Genomic DNA, 22961 nt, shown 5'->3' with positions numbered 1-22961 from the left:
CGCTTCATTGCGTCATCAAATAGTCATCAGACTGTCGTGAAATAAGGGACTGAGCGCCGCGGGTGCTCAGTCCCTTTTTTCTAGGTAGGCCTGCCATGACCATCAACGAACAGCTCAGCGCGTTGAGCACCATCCTGGCTCAAAGCGGCTTGCACAGCCTGTTCCAACCCATTGTCTGCCTTTCCGAACGGCGCATCCTCGGCTACGAAGCGCTGAGCCGCGGCCCGTCCAACAGCCCGCTGCATTCGCCGATCAACCTGTTTGCCGTGGCCCGCCAGGCCGGGCGCCTGACCGAGCTGGAAGTGGCCTGCCGCGAGAGCGCCTGCCGGCGCTTCAGCCAGCAGAACCTTGAAGGCAAGCTGTTCCTCAACGTCTCGCCCGAGTCCCTGCTCGAACCGCAGTACCAGTCCGGGCGCACCCTGAAGATGCTCCACGAGCTGGGCGTGCCGCCCAGCCGGGTAGTGATCGAACTCACCGAACAGACCCCCACCGACGATTTCCAGCTGCTGTTCAACGCCCTGCACCACTACCGCGACATGGGCTTTTCCATCGCCCTGGATGATCTGGGGGCCGGCTATTCGAGCCTGCGCCTGTGGTCGGAGCTGCGCCCGGACTACGTCAAGATCGACCGCCACTTCATCGACGGCATTCACCTGGATGCGGTCAAGCGCGAGTTCGTCGGCTCGATCCTGCAGATCGCCCGGGCCTCGCGGGCCCAGGTGATTGCCGAAGGCATCGAGCTGGCCGAAGAGCTCAAGGTGCTCACCGAGATGGGCGTCGACCTGGTCCAGGGCTACCTGCTGGGCCGCCCGCAGGAACAGGCGGCGCGCGATGTGCAAAGCATGCTCGGGCAGCCGGTACAGGCGCTGCAGAGCCTCAATGAAGACAGCGGCAACCTCGCCGCGCTACTGATCGAACAACCGGCGGTGAACCGCGAGGCGCCCACCCCGCAGGTGCTGGAACTGTTTCGCAGCCAGGCCAACCTCAATTCCCTGGCGGTGCTCGACGCGCATGGGCAGCCGTGCGGCATCGTTCATCGCCATTCGCTCTCCGACGCGCTGCTCAAGCCGTTTGCCACCGACCTGTTCGCGCGCAAGCCGATCAGCCGCTTGATGAGCGATGACTTTCTCGCCGTTGATCTGGGCCAATCGCTGCAACAGGTCAGCCGCCTGCTCACCAGCCGCGCCCGCCAGCGCATCGAGGAAGATTTCATCATCACCCACAACGGCCGCTACCTGGGCCTGGGGCGGGTGATCGATGTGCTCAAGCTGATCACCGAGCAGAAGATCCAACAGGCCCGCTATGCCAACCCGCTGACCCTGCTGCCGGGCAACGTACCGATCCAGCAGTGCCTGACCCGCCTGCTGCAACAGCAACGCGCAGCGGCGATCTGCTACGTCGATATCGACAGCTTCAAGCCGTTCAACGATATCTACGGGTATGCCCGTGGCGATGAGGTATTGCTGTGCCTGGCCCAGTGCCTGGGCGAACGGGTCGACCCCAGCCGCGATTTCGTCGGCCATATCGGCGGCGACGATTTCATGCTGGTGCTCGGCTCAGATGATTGGCAACAACGCTTGCAGTTGTTGCTGGAGGACTTTCACAAACAGTGCCGGCGCTTCTACCGGGCCGAGCACCTGCAGGCCGGGTGCTTCATCGCCACCGACCGCCAGGGCCGGCGCCAGGAATTTGCCCTGCTGTCGTTGTCGATCGGCGTGGTGCAGTTGCACCCGCAAGCCTGTGCCGGGCTCGATGCCGGGCAACTGGCGGAGTTGGCCTCACAGGCCAAGCACCAGGCCAAGGATGTGCCTGGGCACAGCCTGTACCTGATCGATACCGCCCCTGGCGCTCAGGCTTCTTCGTGTTCGGGGTAGCTGTACTCGAACACCCGCACCACTTCCGAGGCGTGCCAGGAGGCTGCGGCCATGCCATCGGACGGGCCGGAAAAGCGCCCCAGGCGCTCGACGCATTCGAAGAACCCGGTGCGCGGCAAGCGGCTGGCGCCCTGGCTGATCACCAGCGAGCTGCGCAGCGGCTGCTCGGCGCGGGCGTCGAGCGCGGCCAGGTGCTCCAGCGCCGCGGTCAGCGTTTGCATGGCCGGGCTGGGCAATTGCAGACGCTCGAGCAAGGCCCGGTAGGTCAGCAGGTGGCGCTGGCGGCGGGCGACATCCAGCTCGCCGAGCAGGCCTTCCCAGTGCTGGCGGCTGATGCGCACGCTCACGACGGCTCGCTCCAGCCAGCCACACCCAGCTCCCAGGCCAGGCTGCGGCGAATCGCGGCATCCGGCTGGCGTTCACCGCTTTCGATCAGCGCCAGGTACACAGGGCTGATACCGACGCTGCGCGCCAGTTGCTCCGGCGCCAGGCCCTTGCCCTCACGCAAACGCGCCAGCTCGCTGAAGTTCGGCAAGCTGGCGCTGTCGGTGGCGCTTGAAGCTGTGTTTGCGCCGGCAAGTGGCTCGCCTTGCCCGGCAGCTTTAAGCAGTGCCTGGTACTGCTCCCAGGGAACAACCGCGTACTCGGGTTGACCGTCCCGGCTGATGACCTGAATACCCATTACAACCCCCTTGTAGGATTACGATATGTAATCGGTAGGCATAATCCTTATGCCAATTATATTACCAGCCAACAAGGGTGTGCAGGGTCGTGATGTGATCAGCTTTTTTCCTGTTCCAGGCGCAGGGCTTCGGGGGTGTCGGGCAGGCGCTCGACCACCCGCAGTTTTTCCGGTGCCTGGCGGTTGCGCCAGGCGCTGAACGCGGCCAGTTCATCAGACACCGCCTTCATCACCCAGGCCAGCACGGCGATGTCGTCGAGCATGCCGACGCCCAGCAGCCAGTCGGGGATCGCATCCAGCGGGCTGACAAAATACAGCAGCCCCGCCACTACGGTGATCAGTGCCTTGGGGCTGATTGCCCGATACTCGCCGCGCCACCAGGCCAGGCACAGCGCCTGCATCAGGCGCACGTCCTCGCGCAGTTTGCCCAGCCGCGGACCTTTGCGCGCCACGGCAAAAATCAACGCCGGCAAACGCCCGCGGCTGAGCAGGCGCTCGGCCAGGGGCAGAAATCGGGCGAAATTCCACGGTGCTTTCATACGGCCTCCAGGGCCAGTGCCAAGGAAGGTTATCCACAATAATTGTGGATAACCTTGTGAACAGAGCTCAGTTTCAGGCTCAAGGCGCCCGCCCGGCAAGGGTCCGGGTTAAATCGGGCGTTTTTTACACACCTGTTTCAATCGCGCAAACGTTTTGCCCGCTGCGCCCTGATTCATCAACAGCTGCAGTGACTAAGACCGTGCATGACCCTATGGGTTCGGTAAAACCCAGAAACGACAACGCCCCGTCGAGACGGGGCGTTGCAGGTATCAGCTGGCCTTACTCGGCAGCTGGATCGGCAGGCTCTTCAGCCTTGGCCGGGTCCTTGATGGCGATCAGTTCCAGATCGAACACCAGCACCGAGTTGGCCGGAATGGTCGGGCTCGGGCTCTGCGCGCCGTAAGCAAGGTCGGACGGGATGTACAGCTTGTACTTCTCGCCGACGTGCATCAGTTGCAGGCCTTCGACCCAACCCGGGATCACGCCGCTGACCGGCAGGTCGATCGGGCTGCCACGCTCGACGGAGCTGTCGAAGACCTTGCCGTCGATCAGCTTGCCTTCGTAGTGGACGGTAACCACGTCAGTCGGCTTTGGCTGGGCGCCGTCGGCCTTCTTGATGACTTCGTACTGCAGGCCCGAAGCGGTGGTGACCACGCCAGCCTTCTTGCCGTTTTCTTCGAGGAATTTCTTGCCGGCGGCAGCCGACTCTTCGCTCATTTTCACCAGGCGCTCTTCAGCGCGCTTCTGCAAGGCCGAGAAGGCTTCAACCAGCTCTTCGTCCTTGATCTTCTGTTCTTTCTTGCCAACGGCGTCTTCGATACCTTGAGCAACAGCTTTCGAATCAAGGTCGTCCATGCCTTCCTGAGCCAGGCTTTTGCCCATGTTCAGGCCAATACCGTAGGAGGCTTTCTGTGCCGGAGTCTTCAGCTCGACGCTGGTCTGCGAATCGCAACCCGCCAGTACCAGGCTAACCAGGGCAACCGCAGCCGCCAACCGATGCTGTTTCATGCTATTTCCTTGTTCATGCGCCAATAGGGCAATCGAGTAAAGCCGCGAGCTTATCAGGCGGCCACGACCAATGGCTACCGGCATGAGAGCAAGAAAACCCGGATAAGTTCAGCCAGATTAAACCTTCTTCATCCTCGGCTGCAGCCAGTGGCCAGTATTGACGGGACCGGGCGGTTGGGCAAATCCGCCGATGAGGTTTTGTAGCAGTTTGTATCGATGCTCAGGGATAACCGCCGTCGCGGTACTGCGCCGCCACTTCGCGCAAAACTTCGCACAGCCACTGTGCCGGCAAGGCCAGCGGCAAGGCGGCATTGCTGCAGATGCCGACCGAGCCGCCCGGTTCGCTGACGCCCAGGTCCAGCTCGCACAATTCACCCCGGCTGAGGTCAACGCGCACCGCATCGCGTGGCGCCACCCAGACCGCATCGCTGCCCTGTACATAACGACGGCTGAGGGCCGGCGACAGGGTTTCCAGGCGCTGCGCGGGTTGCTCGATGGCGCACTGCACGAACAGGCTGTCGGCGTGCTTGCGGATGGTCGTGCCGGCCAGCGGCAACACCAGCGGGTAGCGCCCGACCTGGCTGCGCTCGAGCGGCTGGCGGCCAAGCAAAGGATGGCCAGGGCGCACCACCAGCGACATCGACTCGCTGTACAGGTGCTCGAACATCAGCCCCTGGATCTGCGGGCTGTCGGTCATGCGCCCGATCACCAGGTCCAGCTCACCGACGTGCAACTGCCCCAGCAGGTGCGCGCTGGGGCCGGTGGCGACGCTGACCACCAGCGCCTCATGGCGCTGGTGCAGACGGCACAGCACTTCGGGCATCAGCAGGCTTTCGACGGTCGACAGCACGCCGACCCGCACCTGCGGCGGCGCATGCTCTTCACCGCGCAAGGTGCTGACGCCTTCGCGCAAGGCCTGCACGCTGGGGCCGGCGTAGCGCATGAAACGCACCCCGGCCGGGGTCAGCTCGACGCCCTGCTTGCTGCGCTCGAACAGCCGCGTTTCAAGCAGCGCTTCAAGCTCCTTGAGGGTCTTGGAGATCGCTGGCTGACTGATCGCCATGGCATCGGCGGCCTTGGCGAAACTGCCCTGGCGGGCGATTTCGAGAAAGCACAGCAGGTGGCGGAATTTGATCCGGGTGTCGAGGTTCATCCGGGGAGTTTATCGGGGCTCGGCCCGGACTGCGACCGCTTCGCGCTCGATCGCGGGGCAAGGCCCGCTCCTACAGGTCCGGTGCATGCAGGCCTATTGTGGGAGCAACTGTCTTAAGCAGCTTGCAAGTATTGGGGCAGCTAGGCTGTGTTTGAGCTGATCCATTTGATGATGAGGCGCTGCCGGCGCCTTCCGCCCTTACGGCGGGTCACTTTTGCTTGGCGGCAAAAGTAACCAAAAACGCCCTGTCCCTTCATCGGCCCTGCGCTGCGCTCCGGGTTCCCTCCTTCCACCCTTGCTCCCGTGGGGGCGCGCCGAAGGGCCGTCCCTGGCCCTGCGGCGCTCGCCGGCCATCCATGGCCGTCGCCCCACTACGCAAGGGTTCCACTCGGCCTTCTGCAAGGGACGATCGGTGGCGTCTGCAATTACATACATCTAGAAGCAGAGCGCTTTTTTGCTTTCGCTACTCGTGCATCGCCGGTCCATTCGCCGACAAGGCGCAAAGGTGAAGTGTGAGCAGCATCGCCAATGGATCAGCTCGCGCCTCTAAAGGCCTACGCTACCTGTGGGAGCGGCGGTGCGGCGACCCGACTTGACCCGCGATGAGGCCATCAACAGCGGCCCAATTCCACCTGCTCGCCAGTGATGCGCACCGGCCACACCTGCAACGCCTGCTGCGGATCCTCCAGGCAGCGCCCATCGCGCAAACAAAAATGCTGCTTGTACAACGGCGCCGCCACCACCAGCTCGCCCTTGAGCTCGCCCACCAATCCACGACCAATCACATTGGCACCGGACTTGGGGTCATGGTTGTCGACGGCGAACACCGGCGTGGCCTGCCCGGGCAGGTAGAACAGCGCCACCTGGCGCCCTTCGAACCACACCACCACCCCCGACTGGGCGACCAGGTCGGCACGGCTGCAAACCCTCTGCCAGGGTTGCGCTTGAACACTTACTGCTGCATTGGACGGGCTCATCAAAGCACCTCCTCGGTGGTCGGGATCAAGTGAAGTTCGCCGGCGCCGATGGGCCGGCGCTGGCCGCGTTCGCGGACAAAGTGCACACCCGGGTCGGGGCGCTGGTCGTTGACGAAGGTGCGAAAGCGCTTGAGCTTTTCAGGGTCTTTCAGGGCGTTGGCCCACTCGCATTCGTAGCGCTCGACCACCAGCTGCATTTGCGCTTCGAGCTCTGCGCCAAGGCCCAGGCTGTCGTCGAGGATCACCTGCTTGAGGTAGTCCAGCCCGCCCTCCAGGCTCTCGCGCCACACCGAGGTGCGCTGCAGTTTGTCGGCGGTGCGGATGTAGAACATCAGCACGCGGTCGATGGTGCGGATCAGGCTGGCGTCGTCCAGGTCGGTGGCGAACAACTCGGCATGGCGCGGGCGCATGCCGCCGTTGCCGCAGATGTACAGGTTCCAGCCCTTCTCGGTGGCGATCACGCCGATGTCCTTGCTCTGCGCCTCGGCGCATTCACGGGTGCAGCCGGACACCGCGAACTTGAGCTTGTGCGGCGAGCGCAGGCCCTTGTAGCGGTCTTCCAGGGTCAGGGCCATCTGCACGCTGTCCTGCACGCCATAACGGCACCAGGTGCTGCCGACGCAGGATTTCACCGTACGCGTCGACTTGCCGTAGGCATGGCCGGTCTCGAAGCCTGCGCCAATCAGCTCGGCCCAGATCTCGGGCAATTCGTGCAGTTGGGCGCCGAACAGGTCGATGCGCTGGCCGCCGGTGATCTTGGTGTAGAGGTCGTACTTTTTCGCCACTTCGCCGATGACGATCAGCTTCTCGGGGGTGATCTCGCCGCCGGGAATCCGCGGCACCACCGAGTAGGTGCCGTTCTTCTGCATATTGGCCATGAAGGTGTCGTTGGTGTCCTGCAGCGGCACCAGCGACGGCTCCATGATCGGCTGGTTCCAGCACGAGGCGAGGATCGAGCCGACCGTGGGTTTGCAGATATCGCAGCCGACGTGCCCGCGTCCATGCTTGGCGAGCATCTCGTCGAAACTGACAATGCCTTCGACCCGCACCAGCGCGTAGAGCTCCTGGCGGGTGTAGGCGAAGTGTTCGCACAGGCTCTTGTCGACGCTGACGCCGCGGGCGATCAATTCATGCTCGAAGACCTGCTTGAGCAGCGCCGCACAACCACCACAACCGGTGCAGGCCTTGGTCTGCTGCTTGAGCTGGCCAAGCTCGCCGCAGCCACTGTCGATGGCGGCGCAGATCGCGCCCTTGCTGACGTTATGGCAGGAGCAGATAGTCGCGCTGGCGGGCAAGGCATCGGCGCCCAGTGCCGGCGCGCCGGCCGACTGCGGCAGGATCAGCGCGGCCGGATCGGCGGGCAGGGCAATGCTGTTCTGCACGTATTGCAGCAGGGTGTCGTAATAGCTGTTGTCGCCAACCAGCACCGCGCCGATCACCCGTTTGCCACTGGCATCGACCACCAGCCGGCGGTAGGCCGACGCCGCTTCGTCGATAAAGCGATAGCTGCGCGCACCCGGGGTCACGCCGTGGGCATCACCAATGGAGCCGACATCGACACCGAGCAGTTTGAGCTTGGTCGACATGTCGGCCCCGGTAAAACTGCCCGCGTCTTCACCGGCCAGCGTCGCCGCCACTGTACGCGCCATGCTGTAGCCCGGCGCCACCAGGCCGAACACGCTGCCGTTCCACGACGCGCATTCGCCGATGGCGAAGATCCGTGGGTCGCTGCTGCGGCACGCGCTGTCGATCACCACACCGCCGCGTTGGGCGATTTCCAGGCCACTGCTGCGGCCCAGGGCATCCTGCGGGCGGATACCGGCGGAGAACACAACAAGGTCGGTTTCAAGGAACTCGCCGCCCTCGAAGTTCATCCGGTAGCGATAGTCTTCACCGGCAACGATGGCCTGGGTCGCCCGCGACAGGTGCACGCCAACCCCCAGGGCTTCGATCTGCGCCCGCAAGGCCGCGCCGCCCTCGCCATCCAGTTGCACCGGCATCAAGCGCGGGGCGAACTCCACCACATGAGCTTCCAGGCCCAGCGACTTCAAGGCATTGGCCGCTTCCAGGCCGAGCAGGCCGCCACCGACCACCACCCCACGGCGAGCGCTGGCGGCCGCGGTGCGGATCGCATCGAGATCATCAAGGGTGCGATAGACCAGCCGCGCCGCCCCTTGCGAGCCTTCAATGGGCGGTACGAACGGATAGGAGCCGGTGGCCAGCACCAGTTGATCGTAAGGGTAGCGCCCGGCGCAGGTGACTACCTCGCAGCGTTCGCGGTCGATCTCCAGCACCGGCTCGCCCAGGTGCAAGTCAATGCCGTGCCGGGTGTACAAGCCTGCCTCGCCCAGGGCCAGGGTTTCGGCATCGCTGCCACTGAAGTATTCCGACAGGTGCACGCGGTCGTAGGCGCGCTGGCGCTCTTCACCGAACACCCGCACCTGGAAACGGCCCAGGGCACCGCGTTCGATCAGTTGCTCGACGCAGTGATGACCGACCATGCCGTTGCCGACGATGATCAGCTGTTGCCGCGCTTCGATGCTGGTAAACCCATTCATACCCGTTCCTCACTCAAGGCCAATCACGCTGGCTTTGCTGCTGGGGGCCAACCCCGAAAAACTAAAAAAGGCGCCTGGAGCCGAAGCTCCAGGCGCCTTTGCCTGGTCGTTTTTTGTAGTCCCGGTTGCGAATCGCCATTGACCCGCGAGGACGTTGTAAATCTGTAAAAGCAGGGAGCGTGCCAACTGCCAAAGCCTTTGAAGCCGGGGCTTGTGCACGATCCACTGGCGCCGTTATCGACCCAGGCTGGTGCAGCGCTCCCCCTTATGGGGCACTTCAGTACACGTCACGCAGGTAACGCTTGGCGCGATTCAGTTCGCTGACATAAGCCTCGGCCCGTTCCACACTCATGCCACCGTGCTGCTGCACCAGTTGCTTGAGCGCCGTATCAACATCGCGGGCCATGCGCCCGGCATCGCCACAGATATAGAAGTGCGCGCCCTCCTCCAGCCAGCGCCACAGCTCGGCGCCTTGCTCGAGCATGCGCTGCTGCACGTAGATCTTCTGCTCCTGGTCGCGGGAGAAGGCGGTGTCCAGGCGGGTCAGGTGACCGTCGCGCTGCCAGGCCAGCAACTCGTCGCGGTAGTAGAAATCGGTGGCCGCCTGCTGCTCGCCGAACAGCAGCCAGTTGCGACCGCGGGCCCCTTCGGCCTGACGTTCCTGCAGGAACGCGCGAAACGGCGCCACACCGGTGCCGGGGCCGACCATGATCACCGGCGCCGTGCTGTCGCCAGGCAGGCGAAAGTGTGTGGTCGGCTGCGCGAATATCTCGACCCGGCCAGGCTCGCTGCGGTCGGCCAGGTAGGTCGAGCACACGCCCTTGCGCTGGCCGTAACGGACAGTGGAAACCGTCAGGTGCACTTGATCCGGATGCAGCTTCTGGCTTGAGCTGATCGAGTACAGCCGCGGCTGCATGGGTTTGAGCAGGTCGAGCCAAGCCTGCAGGCTCAGTTGGGGCTTGCACGCATGCACCAGGTCGATCAGTTGCTTGCCCCACAGCCAGTCCTTGAGCGCAGCCTTGTTGTGCGGCTCAAGCAATGCGCGCAGTTGCGCATCACCCGGGGCGAAAGCCTCAAGCAACTGCGGGGTAATGCGGGCGATCTCCAGGTGCTCAAGCAATGCCTCGGCCAAGGGCATGTCGGCCTGGCCCTTGAGGCTGACGCAGTGCCCGCCATCGAAGCGGGTGGCGGTCAGTAGCTCATCGACCAGCGCCGGACAGTTGCGCGGCCATACACCCAAGGCGTCGCCGGCGTGATAGGTGAACCCGCTGTCGCCCAGATCGAACACCAGTTGCCGGGTTTCCTTGACCGCGCCAGGGCCGTTAAGCAGGCGGTTGCCGACCAGGGTGGCTGGCAACGGCCGGGTCTTGCTGAAACCGCTGGCCGTTGGCGTTGGCGCTTCGAGCAGCAGTTCGCCGTGGCCCAGTTTGCCCAGCAGTGCCTGCAGCCATTGCCCCGTCGATTCATGCAAATCGCCCTCGCAATCGACCCGTTCCAGCAAGCGCTTGGCGCCCAGTTCGGCCAGGCGCTGATCGAGCTTGCGACCAAAGCCGCAGAACTGCTCGTAGCTGGAATCCCCCAGGGCCAGCACCGCATAAGGCACGCCGACGCAGCGTTGGGCATGCTCGCCATGCAGGCCGCGCCAGAACGCCGCGCCGCTGTCCGGCGCATCGCCGTCGCCGAAGGTACTGGCGATCAGCAGCAGGCTGGCGGGGCGGTCCAGTTGCTCCAGGGCCAGGTCTTGCATGCAACTCAACTGCACCGGCAAGCCGACCTGGCGCAGGCGTGCGGCGCACTGCTCGGCCAGGGCCTGACTGTTGCCGGTCTGCGAGGCCCAGAGCAGCAGGTGCTGGTCCTGCACGGCAATGGTTTGACGATCGATCTGGGTGGCGTTGATGCGCTCGCCGGCAACCCGGCTCAGGGCCACCGCGCAGTACTTGAAGGCCGGTTGCAGCGACAGCGGATCGACCGCGTCGCTGGTGACGGCATTGATCGCCAGGTTCTCGCCATAGACATCGTTCCAGTGAAACGGCGCAAAGCAGTTGCCCGGCAGCACCCGAGCGGTAATCCGTGCAGGCAGCAGCGCCTGCCCGCGTCGGGAGCGGATCTGCACCTGATCCTTGTCAGCGATGCCCAGGCGTTCGGCATCGTCCGGGTGAATCTCTACGAACGGCCCGGGGTCGAGCTTGTTCAGCGCCGCCACCTTGCCGGTCTTGGTCAGGGTGTGCCACTGGTGCTGGACCCGACCAGTGTTGAGCACCAGCGGAAATTCGGCGTCCGGCAGCTCGGCGGCGGGCAGCCAGGGCCGGGCGAAAAAGCGTGCCTTGCCGCTGCGAGTGGGGAAGGCAATGGCCGGTACTTCGCCTTGGCCGTCGTGGCGCAGGGCCTGGCTGACGCCGTCGTTGCGATAGCGCAACGGGCTGCGGTCATTGTTGCGCCCAGGCTCGCACGGCCACTGCCGCGGCGCCTCACGCAAACCGGCGTAGCTGACGCCGCGCACATCGTAACCGGTGGCCGGGTTCCAGGCCTGGCGCAGCTCGTCGAACACCTCTTCGGCATTGGCGTAACTGAAGGCCTCGGCATAACCCATGGCGCAAGCGATTCGGGCGATGATCTGCCAGTCGGGCAGGCTCTCCCCCGGCGCCTCGACGGCCTGGTTCATCAAGGTCAGGTTGCGCTCGGAATTGACCATCACCCCCTCGCCTTCGGCCCACAGCGCGGCGGGCAGGAGGATATCGGCGTAACGGTTGGTCTCGGTGTCGAGAAAGGCGTCCTGGGTGATCACCAGCTCAGCCGCCTGCAACCCTTCGATCACCTGCTGGCGATTGGCGACGCTGGCCACCGGGTTGCTGCAGATGATCCAGCAGGCCTTGACCTGCCCGGCGGCGAGGTTTTCGAACAGCGCCACCGTGCCGTCACCGGCTTCGCTGCGCAGGCTGCCAGCGGGGATCTGCCACAGTTGCTCGACAAAGGCGCGATCGCGATCGACCAATGCCGAACGCTGCCCCGGCAAGCCCGGGCCCATATAGCCCATTTCTCGCCCGCCCATGGCGTTGGGCTGGCCGGTCAGCGAGAACGGCCCGCTGCCCGGCCGACAGATAGCGCCAGTGGCCAGGTGCAGGTTGCACAGGGCGTTGCTGTGCCAGGTGCCATGGATGCTCTGGTTCAGGCCCATGGTCCAGCAACTCATCCACTCCGGGGCCTGGCCGATCCATTCGGCGGCCTGGCGGATATCGGCCTCGCTCAGCCCGGTGAGGGCGGCAACTCGCTCAGGTGTGTAGTCCTGCAAAAAGGCCGGCATGTCCTCCCAGCCTTCGGTGTAGCGCTGGATGAACCCGGCGTCGCACTGGCCGTTTTCCAGCAGCAGGTAGAGCAGGCCGTTGAGCAGCGCCAGGTCGCTGCCCGGTTTGATCTGCAGGAACAAATCGGCCTTGTCGGCGGTGGCGCTGCGCCGCGGGTCAACGACGATCAACCGGGCCCCGGCCTTGAGCCGGTCGAGCAGGCGCAAAAACAGGATCGGGTGACAATCGGCCATGTTCGCGCCGATCACCAGGAACACCTCGGCGCGGTCAAAATCCTGGTAGCTGCCGGGCGGCCCGTCGGCGCCCAGCGACAGCTTGTAGCCGCTGCTGGCGCTGGCCATGCACAGGCGCGAGTTGGACTCGATATGGCGGCTGCGGACAAAGCCCTTGGCCAGTTTGTTGATCAGGTACTGGGCCTCCAGCGACATCTGCCCGGAGACATAAAAGCCCAGGGCGTCCGGGCCATACTCGTCAATAATGGCCCGCAGGCGCCGGGCCGCCTGTTCAATAGCAGTGTCGATGGCGCGCTGCACCGGGTCGCGCTGGCGCTGCTCGCGCACATAGGCATGCGTCATGCGCCCGGACGCACTCAACGGTTGATGGGCGGTGAGGCCCTTGGTGCACAGGCGGCCAAAGTTGCTGGGGTGCTGTTTGTCGCCACTGATCTTGGTCACCCGCCCGCCTTCGACGTTCATGACGATGCCACAACCGACGCCACAATACGGGCACACGCTGCGCACGCTGGTGCTGCTCATCGGCCTACCTCCTGATTGCGCAAACAAAAAGGCGCCCTGCTGCCCCGGCCTGAATGAACAAGCGGGGGCAACACGGCGCCTTTGTCGTGAACGGGGCAATCAGCGTTGATTGCCGGATGCTCAGGCTGTAGCAAGGGTCGCGCCACAATTGGCAGCGCCTTGTGCGGCGCGGTTCAGGCGTTCAGGGCGCCTGCCCGGCCGCACTGCATTGGGCCGGCCTGCACCATCGGATGGCACAGCCAGCGGGCCAGGCCTTATCATGGGCAGACATTCCGAGAGATGAAAAACCTCCTCCCATGAACCAAGTGGTTTTGAAAAACGCCGAACAACTGGCCCTGATGCGCAATGCCGGGCAATTGCTCAGCCAGGTGTTCGCCCACCTCGACAGCTTCATTGCTCCCGGGGTCAGCACCCTGCAGATCAACGACCGGGCCGAGGCATTTATCGTCGATGTGCTCAAGGCGCGCCCGGCGAGCAAGGGCCAGTACGGTTTTGCCTATTCGCTCAATACCTCGGTCGACCATGTGGTGTGCCACGGCGTGCCGCATGCCGATGAGGTGCTCAAGGCCGGCTCGATCGTCAACGTCGACATTACCCTGGAACAAGGCGGCTACATTGCCGACTCGTCGAAGATGTACTGCCTGGGGCAGATCGATGCAGCCGCCCAGCGACTGGTCGACACCACCTATGCCGCGCTCTGGCAAGGCATTCGCCAGGTGCGTCCGGGCGCGACCCTGGGCGATATCGGCCACGCCATCCAGCGCCATGCCGAGGCAGCGGGCTACAACGTGGTGCGCGAATACTGCGGCCACGGCATCGGCCGGCAGATGCACGAGGCGCCCGAGGTTCTGCATTACGGGCACAAGGGCAGCGGCCTGCAGCTCAAGCCGGGGATGGTGTTTACCATCGAACCGATGATCAACCAGGGCGGGCGCGGGGTGCGCACGCTCAAGGACGGCTGGACGGTGATCACCCGCGACCGCAGCCTGTCCGCGCAATGGGAGCACACCATCGCCGTCACCGCCGAAGGTTTCGAAGTGCTGACCCTGCGCGAAGAAGAGCGCGCCATGCTGGTCCACGCTTAAGTCAGTTTGCCGCGCACCGCGCGGCTCTCTACAATCCGCGCCATTACGGCCGGCACCCGCACATTTTCCTACCGGCCCCGGAGCTTTTTCATGGAAGAAATCGAGCAGCACTGGCTGTACGCCCTTTCCGCCCCCATGGCCGCCCTCAACGGCGCCAGCTACACCGCCGCGACCTACTTCGAGACTTACGACGAAGACGAGACCGACCTCAAGAAGTGGTGGGGCATCCACAATCGCCAGGAGCTGCTGAACATGCTCAGCATGGCCGACACCGGCCATGCCCTGGAGCTCAAGGACGCCTATTGGCAAGCCGCCCGCTGCCTGCCCAGCGAATGGCCGCAGGTGCTCGAAGCGCTGACCCCGCGCCAGCGCATCCAGTACGAATTCGCCCGGCGCACCCTCGGCGACTGCGGCCAGGGTGGCGTGCGCGCCTGGGACCTGGGACGCATGGGCTACCTGCTGCGTGCCGGGTTGCGCAAAGGCTACCTGAGCATTCATGAAAGCCACTATCTGCAAGGCCGCCTGGCCGTGCGCGCCCGCCACTACTACAACGGCTGGGACCGCTACCTGGCCGGCTACCTGTTCGGCAAGGCGCTGTGGAACTGCTCCAGCGCCAGCGACGAAGAACTGGCGCAATGCCTGGAACGCCAGGGCAGCGAACACTGGAACCGCTGCATCATGATGAACCTGAGCCACGACGCCCTGGGCTTTTTCGCCAGCATCCCCTGGGACCTGCCGCTGAACCTGCCGGAACGCCCTGACACCCTGCAAGGAGGCTGGTCATGAGTTGCTGGATTCACCTGGGCATCGAGCCGACCAACGATCCCGATGTCATCCGCGGCGCCTACCGCGCACTGCTGCCGCAGCACCACCCGGAAACCGACCCGCAGGGTTTCCAGGCCTTGCGCGAGGCTTACGAGCACGCCCTGCGCCTGGCCCGCGACGAGCCGGATGAGGCCGCTGAGGATGCACAGCACGACGATTCGGCGCCGGTGCGCAATGCCCTGATCGAACAGACCATGAGCGACTTTTCCAAGTTGCTCGGCGACCCAGCCCGGCGCTTCGATCCCCCGGCCTGGCAGGCCTTCATCGATGGTTTCAGCGGCCTGACCCTGGGTGACCAGGAGCAGGTCAGCTGGCACTTGCTGTACCGGCTGATGGAAACCGGGCCGTTGTCGCACGCCTGCGTGCAACTGATGGCCCGGCACCTGGGCTGGGAAAACGAAGTGCTGCGCCTGGAAGATCCGCGCCAGGCTGACGAATTCCTCGAGCGCATCAGCGAACCGGACCCGTTCGACACCAGCTTGATGAAGCACTGGTCGATGCCAGTGCAAGTCGAAACCCTGTGGTATGCCCGGAACCTGGATTTCCTCTACCACACCCGGCCGCTGTTCGAGTTCGAAAGCTTCGTCAGCCTGCACACCTGCCAGCCGTTCCCGGATGACCCGGCCTATATCCAGCGCCTGCTGGTCAAGCTGTGCCAGGCCGGCATCGGCAGCAGCAGCTTCTTTGCCCTGATCGCCGAACAGCAACGCCAGGCGCCGGACGATATCGACCTGCTGTACCTGCTCGCCTGCCAGGCCAGCGACACCGGCCAGGAAGAACTCGCCCGCCAGTGCTGGACCCGCCTGTGGCGCGAGCACCAGCATCCGGAAGCCGCACGCTGGCTGCTCAACCTGTGCGCCAAGCATCAACCGCAGCGCTTGGCGCTGTTGATCCAGGCCCTCGACCGCCTGGAGCCGGTGTATGAATGGCCGCAAGACCTCAACGATCCGGCACAGATCTGGGGCAGCCCGTCGCAGCGCCCGGAAACCCTGACGCGCTGGTTCGACGCCGCCCGTGACGAGCAGGAAGGTATCGCCGGCGAGTTCATCAAGTGGCGCCTGGACGGCAAGGACGAACTGCCGCTGCTGGCCTGGCTGCTCGACGACCAACTGGATCGCCAGCTGCAGCGCCTGTACCGCCACGCCTGGGCCCTGCACCGCGGTGACAGCGGCCTGCTGCGGCAAATCATCGCCGAACCGCTGGGCGACGATCCGCTCGACCAGTTGATTATCGAAGGCTTCAAGTACCAGGCCGAACAGCAATTGCGCTGGCTCGAGCAGTCACCGCTGGCCCTGGCCCTGACCGCCTTTATCAACAGCCCGGCGGCGCAACCGCAACTGCCCGAGGTGCTGCAGGAAGGCCCATGCCAGACAGTCGCCCGCGACTGGCTGCGGCGCATGCGCAGCTACCCGGCCGCCACCCTGCCGAAGCTGACCGCGCTGATCAAGCCGGCCAACCTGATGCCGACGCCTTTTGCCCTTCAGCTGCTGTCCGACCTCGCCGAAGCCGGCATCGAACTGCCGCGCCCGCCTGCCGATGACGGCCTGTGGACCTGGCACCGGCAGAACCTGTTCATGCTTGCCCTGGTCGAACAGCCCGAGCGTTGGCTGGCGATGGTGCCGGCGCAGTTGCTGGCCAGCCTGCCCTACCCGGCGGAGCATCCGTTCGCCCGCCTGCAGCAACTGTTGCTGCGCCTGCAAAGCCAGCAAGGCAATGTCGATGGCCTGCTCGGCTGGCTGGATGACAACGATCCGCTGCAGTGCTTTATCGGCCAGCGCCTGTCGACGGTGCAACAAGCCCTGGACAGCGCCAAGCTGCCCAGCAACCTGAAACTCTACGCCTGCCTTGAGAACGACCCGCGCGCCTTTGATGAAGACGTGCTGGGCATGATGGTGCTGTGCGCCGTCCTCTATCACGACCCGATCCTGAACGCCGAACAGCATGGCAGCCTGCTGCGACGCATCTCTACCCTGACCTGCCCGGATGACTGGTTCGAGCCGTTTCGCAACGGCCTGATCAAGGGCGAGCCGGTGCGCCCGCCACGCAAGGTGCTGGAAGAAGACGAACTGATCAACAGCACGCTGTTCTACAGCATGCTCGACAGCCTCAAGGACCTGGCCCGCTACGGCCGCGCCGGGGTGCCGCGGGCCAAAGTGCTCAAAGAGCTGCAGCGCGGCAAGGATTACCCGGGCATGGACGCCGGCATTCGCGCAGCGCTCACCGCCTTGCTGTCGTGGTCCGAACGCCTGCTGCTGGAAAACTCCGGCAGCCAGCCGGTACCGGCCTCGCACCTGTGGAAACTGGGCAGCCGCCTGGGCCGCAAGGGTTATGGTGTGCAGGTGGCCGTGAGTGTCCTTCTCGGGCCGATCCTGACCTTGATGGCCGGCAGCGCGATCGAGCAGATATTCTTCGGCCTGCTGTTCGTCGGTGTGCTTGGCAGCGCCACGCTGCGCCGCCTGCACGACATTGGCCGGGGCATCCCGATGATGATCATCTTCGTGATGCTGATCCCGTTCCTGCAGTTCTTGCCGCTGGTGCTGTTGCTGCTGCCGGGCGAACCGCTGCCCAACCGCTACGGCGTGCCGCCCGGCAATCAGCCGCAGGACACCTTGGAGGGTGGCCTGCAGGCCGCCCTGCGGCGGCTCAACGGTCAGTAACGCATGTCGTCCAGCGCCTCGATCAGGCGCTGGCGAGCCCCGGCGATCTCGCTCGACTCCTGGCCGGCCAGGATCGCGCTGAACTCTTTGAGCCAGTCGCCGATCGCATCGCGCTCAGGCCCCAGGCTCTGCGCCCAGGCCCGCTCCAGGCGGGCCAGCAAGGTGCGGTTGGGCAAGGCGTCGCGCGGGTGGATCTTCAGCCCGGCCAGGCGCTCATGGCTGGCCTGGCGCGCCTCGTCGTCAAGCCCGGTGGGGCTGCGATCGATCACGTGGCTGAATTGCTCGCGCGTCTGCGGCAAGGTCACATCGACTTCCAGCAGGCCGTTGATGTCATAACTGAAGCGCACGTCCAGGCGCTGGATCTTGCCGTTGGGGGTCAGCGGGATCGTGAAGGCGTCGACAAAGATGTTGTCTTCGACCCACGGCCGTTCACCTTGGTAGACACGGATGCTGATGGCTTTTTGCTCAACATGGGTGCTGTAGAACGGCTTGATCCGTGAGGTCGGGATCACCGTATTGCGGTCGATGATCGGCGCAAAGATCTCGGTCTGGTAGTCGCCATCCATTGCCGCAATTCCCAGGGTGTAGGGGCAGACATCGGTGAGGATCAGCTCTTCGATCGCCGAATCGCGCGCCTTGCATGCCGCCTGGGTGGCAGCGCCGAGGGCAACGATGGTGTCCGGGTCGAGGTGGCGGTAAGGCAGGCGGCCAAACAGGGTCGAGACCATCTGCTGGACCACCGGCATGCGCGTGGCGCCGCCGACCAGCACCAGGCTGTCGAGGTCACTGGCACGCAGCCGCGCATCGCGCAGGGCCTGCTCGATCGGCGCGCGAATCCGCGCCAGCAACGGCGCCCAGATCTTCTGCGCGCGGGCTTCATCCAGCAGCCACTGGCGGCTGACGCCATCACCGTTCCAGCTCAGGTGCTGCTCGCCTTCGCCCAGCTTGCACTTGAGCTGCTCGATGGCGTCGGCAAGGCTGGCCAGGGCCTGGGGCGCGAGCATCGTCGGCTTGAGCTGCCAGTCTTGCAGGCAGGCCTGAAGCAAAGCGCCGGTAAAGTCTTCGCCACCGAGGAAGTTGTCGCCGGTCGAGGCATGCACCTCGATCAACGGCAGCGCGTATTCCAGCACCGTGACGTCGAAGGTACCGCCACCGAGGTCGAAAATCAGCGTGCGTTCGAACTTCTGCTCGTGCAGGCCGTAGGCCATGGCCGCGGCGGTCGGTTCGTTGATCAGGCGCTGGACTTTCAGCCCGGCAAGCTCGGCGGCAAAGCTGGTGCGCTTGCGCTGCTCGTCGCTGAAATAGGCCGGTACGGAAATCACCGCTTCGCTGATCGGGCAGCCGAGGAAGGCTTCGGCATCGGCCTTGAGCGCACCGAGCACCAGCGCCGAGAGCTCTTCCGGGCTGAAGGCCTGCTCACCGAGGCTGATCTTTTTTTCGCTGCCCATGAAACGCTTGAAGGCAGCAGCCGTGCGTTGCGGGTGGGTGGTCAGGCGTGAACGCGCGGCCTTGCCAACCAGGATGCTGCCGTCTTCGTCGAGGCTGACCACTGAAGGCGTGAGCACGTCGCCCAGGGCGTTGGGGATCAGTTGTGCCCGGCCGTCCTGCCAGACCGCCACCAGGCTGTTGGTGGTACCCAGGTCGATACCCAGCATTGGCGCCGGGGAGGTGCTTGCATCCTGCATGTGTGATCTCTTGCTCAGAAGTGGGGCTGGCACGGAGAAAAACAGTAGCGTCCCAGCGTACTGGTGGATTCTGGACGAATTCCAGAAACAAAAAAAGCGACCCTAAGGTCGCTTTCTTTGTGGCTTCAGGGTGTTCAGTGGGCCCTGAAGCTAAATATGGCGCAGCGGACGGGACTCGAACCCGCGACCCCCGGCGTGACAGGCCGGTATTCTAACCGACTGAACTACCGCTGCGCGATACACTGAGAAGTGGTGGGTGATGACGGGATCGAACCGCCGACCCTCTGCTTGTAAGGCAGATGCTCTCCCAGCTGAGCTAATCACCCTTCGTCTCGGTGTGGCGCGCATTCTACGGAGCACCGAACACTCTGGCAAGCACTTTTTAAAAAAAATTTTTCAGGCGTTCCAAAGACTTAGCGGTGCTTGGCCTGAAGCGCCCGCTCGGAGTTTAATGCCCTCCTTATGTGTTGAGGAGAGATTCACCCCATGTGGTTCAAAAACCTGCTGACCTACCGCCTGACCCAGGACATCCCGTTCGACCCCGAGGCACTGGAAACCGCTCTGGCCAGCAAGCCGGCTCGCCCCTGCGCCAGCCAGGAGTTGACCACGTACGGCTTCGTCGCCCCGTTCGGCAAAGGTGAAGACGCGCCCCTGGTGCATGTCAGCGGTGACTTCCTGCTGATCGCCGCGCGTAAAGAAGAACGCATCTTGCCCGGCAGCGTCGTGCGCGATGCGGTTAAAGAGAAGATCGACGAGATCGAAGCCGAGCAGATGCGCAAGGTCTATAAGAAGGAGCGTGACCAGATCAAGGACGAGATCATTCAGGCCTTCCTGCCGCGTGCCTTTATCCGCCGCTCGATGATCTTCGCCGCCATCGCCCCCAAGCAAGGCCTGATCCTGGTCAACTCGGCCAGCGCCAAGCGTGCCGAAGACCTGCTGTCGACCCTGCGTGAAGTCATCGGCTCGCTGCCGGTGCGCCCGGTGACCGTCAAGATCGCCCCGAGCGCGACCATGACCGACTGGGTCAAAACCCAGCAAGCGGCGCCGGACTTCTATGTACTGGACGAGTGCGAGCTGCGCGACACCCATGAAGACGGCGGCATCGTCCGCTGCAAGCGCCAGGATTTGACCAGCGACGAGATCCAGCTGCACCTGGGTACCGGCAAGGTGGTCACGCAACTGTCGCTGGCCTGGCAGGACAAACTGTCGTTCGTGCTCGACGACAAGATGGTCATCAAGCGCCTGCGCTTTGAAGAGCTGCTGCAGGACCAGGCCGAAGAAGACGGCGGCGACGAGGCCCTGGGCCAGCTCGATGCCAGCTTCACCCTGATGATGCTGACCTTTGGCGAGTTCCTGCCGGCGCTGTTCGAGGCATTGGGCGGGGAAGAGATCCCACAGGGGATCTGACTTTAAGCTGCACGCTTCAAGCTTCAAGCTGCAAGAGAGAGCAACAGCCACCCGCGCTGCCTTTGCTTGCAGCTTGTCGCTTGCAGCTGATAGCTTATGCCCCCTGTGAGGACGGCCTCACGACGCACCGCGTGACCATTCCGGGGACGGCCCCATCACTTGATGGAGACTCTGCATGTCCTGGATCATCCTGTTTTTCGCCGGCCTGTTCGAAGTCGGCTGGGCTGTCGGCCTGAAATACACCGACGGCTTTTCCCGCCCGCTACCCACCGTACTCACCGTCGGCGCCATGGTCATCAGCCTCGGCCTGCTGGGCCTGGCCATGAAGGAATTGCCGCTGGGCACCGCCTATGCCATCTGGACCGGGGTCGGCGCCGTCGGCACGGTGATCGCCGGGATCATCCTGTTCGGCGAATCCATGGCCCTGGTGCGCCTGGTCAGCGTGGCGCTGATCATCTGTGGCCTGGTCGGGCTCAAGGTCAGCGCCAGCTGACCCCGCCCTGCCCTGTCAGCGTGAGTCGCCGCGCAAGGCGCTGACCCGCTCACGCAACAACGCCGGCTCTGCCGCTTCCACCGGGACGGCAGAACCGGCCACCAGGGTCACCCGCGACCACAAGCGGCGAAAGAAACCCTTGGCCGGATCGCGGCTGAAGAAACTCCCCCACAAGCCCTGCAACGCCATCGGGATCACCGGCACCGGCGTCTGCTCGATGATCCGCCGCAGGCCGCCCTTGAACTCGTCGATTTCACCGTCACTGGTCAGCTTGCCTTCAGGGAAGATACACACCAGCTCGCCATCGGCCAGGTACGCGGCAATCTGCTTGAAGGCCCGCTCGTAGGTCTGGGCATCTTCATTGCGCCCGGCAATCGGGATCGCCCCGGCGGTGCGGAAAATGAAGTTGAGCACCGGCAAGCGGTAGATCTTGTAGTACATGACGAAGCGGATCGGCCGGCGCACCGCGCCACCGATCAGCAACGCATCGACGAACGACACATGGTTGCACACCAGCAGCGCTGCGCCCTGGTCCGGAATCTGCTGCAGGTCGCGGTGCTCGACGCGGTACATGGAATGGCTGAGCAGCCAGATCATGAAGCGCATGGTGAATTCAGGCACGATGCGGAAGATGTAGAAGTTCACCGCAATATTGAGCAGCGACACCACCAGGAACAACTGCGGGATGCTCAGCTTGAGGACACTCAGCAGCACCACGCTGAAGATCGCCGAGACCACCATGAACAGCGCGTTGAGGATGTTGTTGGCAGCAATTACCCGCGAGCGTTGATCCTCGGGGGTGCGCGACTGGATCAGCGCATACAGCGGCACGATATAGAAGCCGCCGAACACGCCCAGGCCGAGAATCGACCCCAGCACCCACCAGGCCTGGCCAATACCCAGCACCGCCAGCCAGTCATACGGCGCGGCCGCCGGCTGGATCTCGCCGGAGTGCCACCACCAGAGCAGGCCGAACAGGCTCAGGCCAAAGGAGCCGAACGGCACCAGGCCGATTTCCACCTTGTGCCCGCTCATGCGCTCGCACAGCAGCGAGCCGACAGCGATGCCCACCGAGAACAGGGTCAGGATCAGGGTCACCACGGTCTCGTCGCCATGCAGCCATTGCTGGGCGTAACCGGGAATTTGCGTCAGGTACACCGCACCGACGAACCAGAACCACGAGTTGCCGACAATCGAGCGCGACACCGCTGGCGTCTGCTTGAGGCCCATGCGCAAGGTGGCGATCGTCTGGCTGGCGATGTTCCAGTTGATTTTCAGCGCCGGCGTGGACGCAGCGGCGCGCGGGATGGCGCGGCTGGACAGGTAGCCGAGCACCGCCACCAGCAGAACTGCCGACGACGCCCAGACGCCGTAATGGGCGCTGGACATCAGCACCCCGGCACAAATGGTGCCGGCCAGGATCGCGAGGAAGGTGCCCATTTCCACCAGGCCATTGCCGCCGACCAGCTCTTCTTCGCGCAAGGCCTGGGGCATGATCGAGTACTTCACCGGGCCGAACAGCGCCGAGTGGGTGCCCATGCCGAACAACGCCAGGAGCATCAGCCCCGGCATCTGGGTCATGATGCCCATGGCGCCGACCGCCATGATGGCGATCTCGGCCAGCTTGATCACGCGGATCAAAGCGTCCTTGGCGTACTTCTCGCCAAACTGCCCGGCCAGCGCCGAGAACAGGAAGAACGGCAGGATGAACATCAAGGCGCAGGCATTGACCCAGATGGCAGTGTCCTGACCGTGGGGGCTGGCGATCTTGTAGAGAAACAGCAGGATGACCGACTGCTTGAACAGGTTGTCGTTGAACGCACCCAGCGACTGGGTGACGAAGAACGGCAAGAAGCGCCGTTTGCCAAGCAGGCTGAATTGTGAAGACTGACTCATCGTCCGTGTACCTGAGTGGGGCTTTGTTATTGGATACGCGCAGGCCGCACAAAGCCACAAACAC

At 64.2% G+C, this 22961-nt stretch carries 16 protein-coding genes and 2 tRNA genes; 6 read left to right on the top strand and 12 right to left on the bottom strand.

From position 1 onward, the window contains the following. Nucleotides 1-95: 95 nt before the first annotated feature. Complete coding sequence (locus ACIOVF_RS17890; RefSeq protein ID WP_045195476.1) at nt 96-1874, top strand: bifunctional diguanylate cyclase/phosphodiesterase; 1779 nt, start codon at nt 96-98, stop codon at nt 1872-1874. Here ACIOVF_RS17890 and ACIOVF_RS17885 read toward each other — a convergent pair. From ACIOVF_RS17885 to ACIOVF_RS17850, 8 genes are all read right to left on the bottom strand, one after another. Then, on the bottom strand, nt 1850-2221 hold the full coding sequence (locus tag ACIOVF_RS17885; protein ID WP_010224211.1) for a hypothetical protein: 372 nt from the start codon (nt 2219-2221) through the stop codon (nt 1850-1852). The two genes, ACIOVF_RS17890 and ACIOVF_RS17885, sit on opposite strands and share 25 nt — an antisense overlap. Further along, nucleotides 2218-2556, bottom strand: a complete 339-nt coding sequence (locus ACIOVF_RS17880) for a helix-turn-helix transcriptional regulator (protein WP_045195479.1) — start codon at nt 2554-2556, stop codon at nt 2218-2220. Before ACIOVF_RS17880 ends, ACIOVF_RS17885 begins: the two co-directional genes overlap by 4 nt. Nucleotides 2557-2654: 98 nt before the next feature. After that, the gene (locus ACIOVF_RS17875) at nt 2655-3095 is read right to left on the bottom strand and encodes a YkvA family protein (protein WP_045195481.1); all 441 of its coding nucleotides are present in this window, start codon (nt 3093-3095) and stop codon (nt 2655-2657) included. A 280-nt stretch (nt 3096-3375) separates the two neighbouring features. Then, nucleotides 3376-4104 carry an FKBP-type peptidyl-prolyl cis-trans isomerase gene (locus ACIOVF_RS17870; RefSeq protein WP_045195483.1) on the bottom strand — a complete coding sequence of 243 codons (729 nt, stop codon included), beginning with the start codon at nt 4102-4104 and terminating at the stop codon, nt 3376-3378. A gap of 220 nt (nt 4105-4324) precedes the next feature. After that, nucleotides 4325-5257 carry a pca operon transcription factor PcaQ gene (pcaQ, locus tag ACIOVF_RS17865; protein WP_123567148.1) on the bottom strand — a complete coding sequence of 311 codons (933 nt, stop codon included), beginning with the start codon at nt 5255-5257 and terminating at the stop codon, nt 4325-4327. A 611-nt stretch (nt 5258-5868) separates the two neighbouring features. Further along, nucleotides 5869-6234 carry a nitrite reductase small subunit NirD gene (gene nirD / locus ACIOVF_RS17860; RefSeq protein ID WP_195884819.1) on the bottom strand — a complete coding sequence of 122 codons (366 nt, stop codon included), beginning with the start codon at nt 6232-6234 and terminating at the stop codon, nt 5869-5871. Then, on the bottom strand, nt 6234-8792 hold the full coding sequence (nirB, locus tag ACIOVF_RS17855; protein WP_401291208.1) for a nitrite reductase large subunit NirB: 2559 nt from the start codon (nt 8790-8792) through the stop codon (nt 6234-6236). Before nirB ends, nirD begins: the two co-directional genes overlap by 1 nt. A 277-nt stretch (nt 8793-9069) precedes the next feature. After that, nucleotides 9070-12849 (bottom strand): molybdopterin-dependent oxidoreductase, encoded by a 3780-nt coding sequence (locus ACIOVF_RS17850; RefSeq protein ID WP_401291205.1) that lies wholly within the window; start codon nt 12847-12849, stop codon nt 9070-9072. A gap of 296 nt (nt 12850-13145) precedes the next feature. Here ACIOVF_RS17850 and map point away from each other — a divergent pair, with 296 nt between their 5' ends. The 3 genes from map (at nt 13146) to ACIOVF_RS17835 (ending at nt 17416) form a co-directional block, all read left to right on the top strand. Then, complete coding sequence (gene map, locus ACIOVF_RS17845; RefSeq protein ID WP_045195491.1) at nt 13146-13934, top strand: type I methionyl aminopeptidase; 789 nt, start codon at nt 13146-13148, stop codon at nt 13932-13934. A 90-nt stretch (nt 13935-14024) separates the two neighbouring features. Then, nucleotides 14025-14720 (top strand): DUF1266 domain-containing protein, encoded by a 696-nt coding sequence (locus ACIOVF_RS17840; RefSeq protein ID WP_093380348.1) that lies wholly within the window; start codon nt 14025-14027, stop codon nt 14718-14720. Beyond that, the gene (locus tag ACIOVF_RS17835) at nt 14717-17416 is read left to right on the top strand and encodes a DUF805 domain-containing protein (RefSeq protein ID WP_401291200.1); all 2700 of its coding nucleotides are present in this window, start codon (nt 14717-14719) and stop codon (nt 17414-17416) included. The genes ACIOVF_RS17840 and ACIOVF_RS17835 overlap by 4 nt, the downstream gene beginning before the upstream one ends. Here the strand turns inward: ACIOVF_RS17835 and ACIOVF_RS17830 are convergent. The 3 genes from ACIOVF_RS17830 to ACIOVF_RS17820 all read right to left on the bottom strand — a co-directional run bounded on the left by ACIOVF_RS17830 (nt 17410) and on the right by ACIOVF_RS17820 (nt 19427). Then, a complete protein-coding gene (locus tag ACIOVF_RS17830) occupies nt 17410-19101 on the bottom strand; it encodes a molecular chaperone HscC (RefSeq protein WP_045195497.1) in 1692 nt (563 codons plus the stop codon). The two genes, ACIOVF_RS17835 and ACIOVF_RS17830, sit on opposite strands and share 7 nt — an antisense overlap. Nucleotides 19102-19258: 157 nt before the next feature. Beyond that, a tRNA-Asp gene (locus ACIOVF_RS17825) sits at nt 19259-19335 on the bottom strand. Nucleotides 19336-19351: 16 nt separating this feature from the next. After that, nucleotides 19352-19427: transfer RNA gene (locus ACIOVF_RS17820), tRNA-Val, on the bottom strand. A gap of 160 nt (nt 19428-19587) precedes the next feature. On the opposite strand from ACIOVF_RS17820, the gene rdgC reads away from it, so the two are divergent. Together rdgC and sugE are read left to right on the top strand one after the other, a co-directional pair. After that, nucleotides 19588-20508: a recombination-associated protein RdgC gene (gene rdgC, locus ACIOVF_RS17815; RefSeq protein WP_045195499.1), complete on the top strand. Its 921-nt coding sequence runs from the start codon at nt 19588-19590 to the stop codon at nt 20506-20508. Between the two features lie 175 nt (nt 20509-20683). Next, a complete protein-coding gene (sugE, locus tag ACIOVF_RS17810; RefSeq protein ID WP_038993957.1) occupies nt 20684-21001 on the top strand; it encodes a quaternary ammonium compound efflux SMR transporter SugE in 318 nt (105 codons plus the stop codon). 15 nt (nt 21002-21016) lie between these two features. Here the strand turns inward: sugE and ACIOVF_RS17805 are convergent, their stop codons facing one another. Beyond that, entirely contained in the window at nt 21017-22897 is a 1881-nt protein-coding gene (locus ACIOVF_RS17805; protein WP_401291195.1) for an MFS transporter, read from the bottom strand. Nucleotides 22898-22961: the final 64 nt, after the last annotated feature.

Origin of the sequence: Pseudomonas sp. NPDC087612 (assembly GCF_044743505.1) — a bacterium.
In the GTDB taxonomy this organism is placed as follows: domain Bacteria; phylum Pseudomonadota; class Gammaproteobacteria; order Pseudomonadales; family Pseudomonadaceae; genus Aquipseudomonas.
The sequence above is the reverse complement of the archived record's forward strand: the minus strand, read 5'-3'. Positions and strand labels throughout refer to the sequence as shown.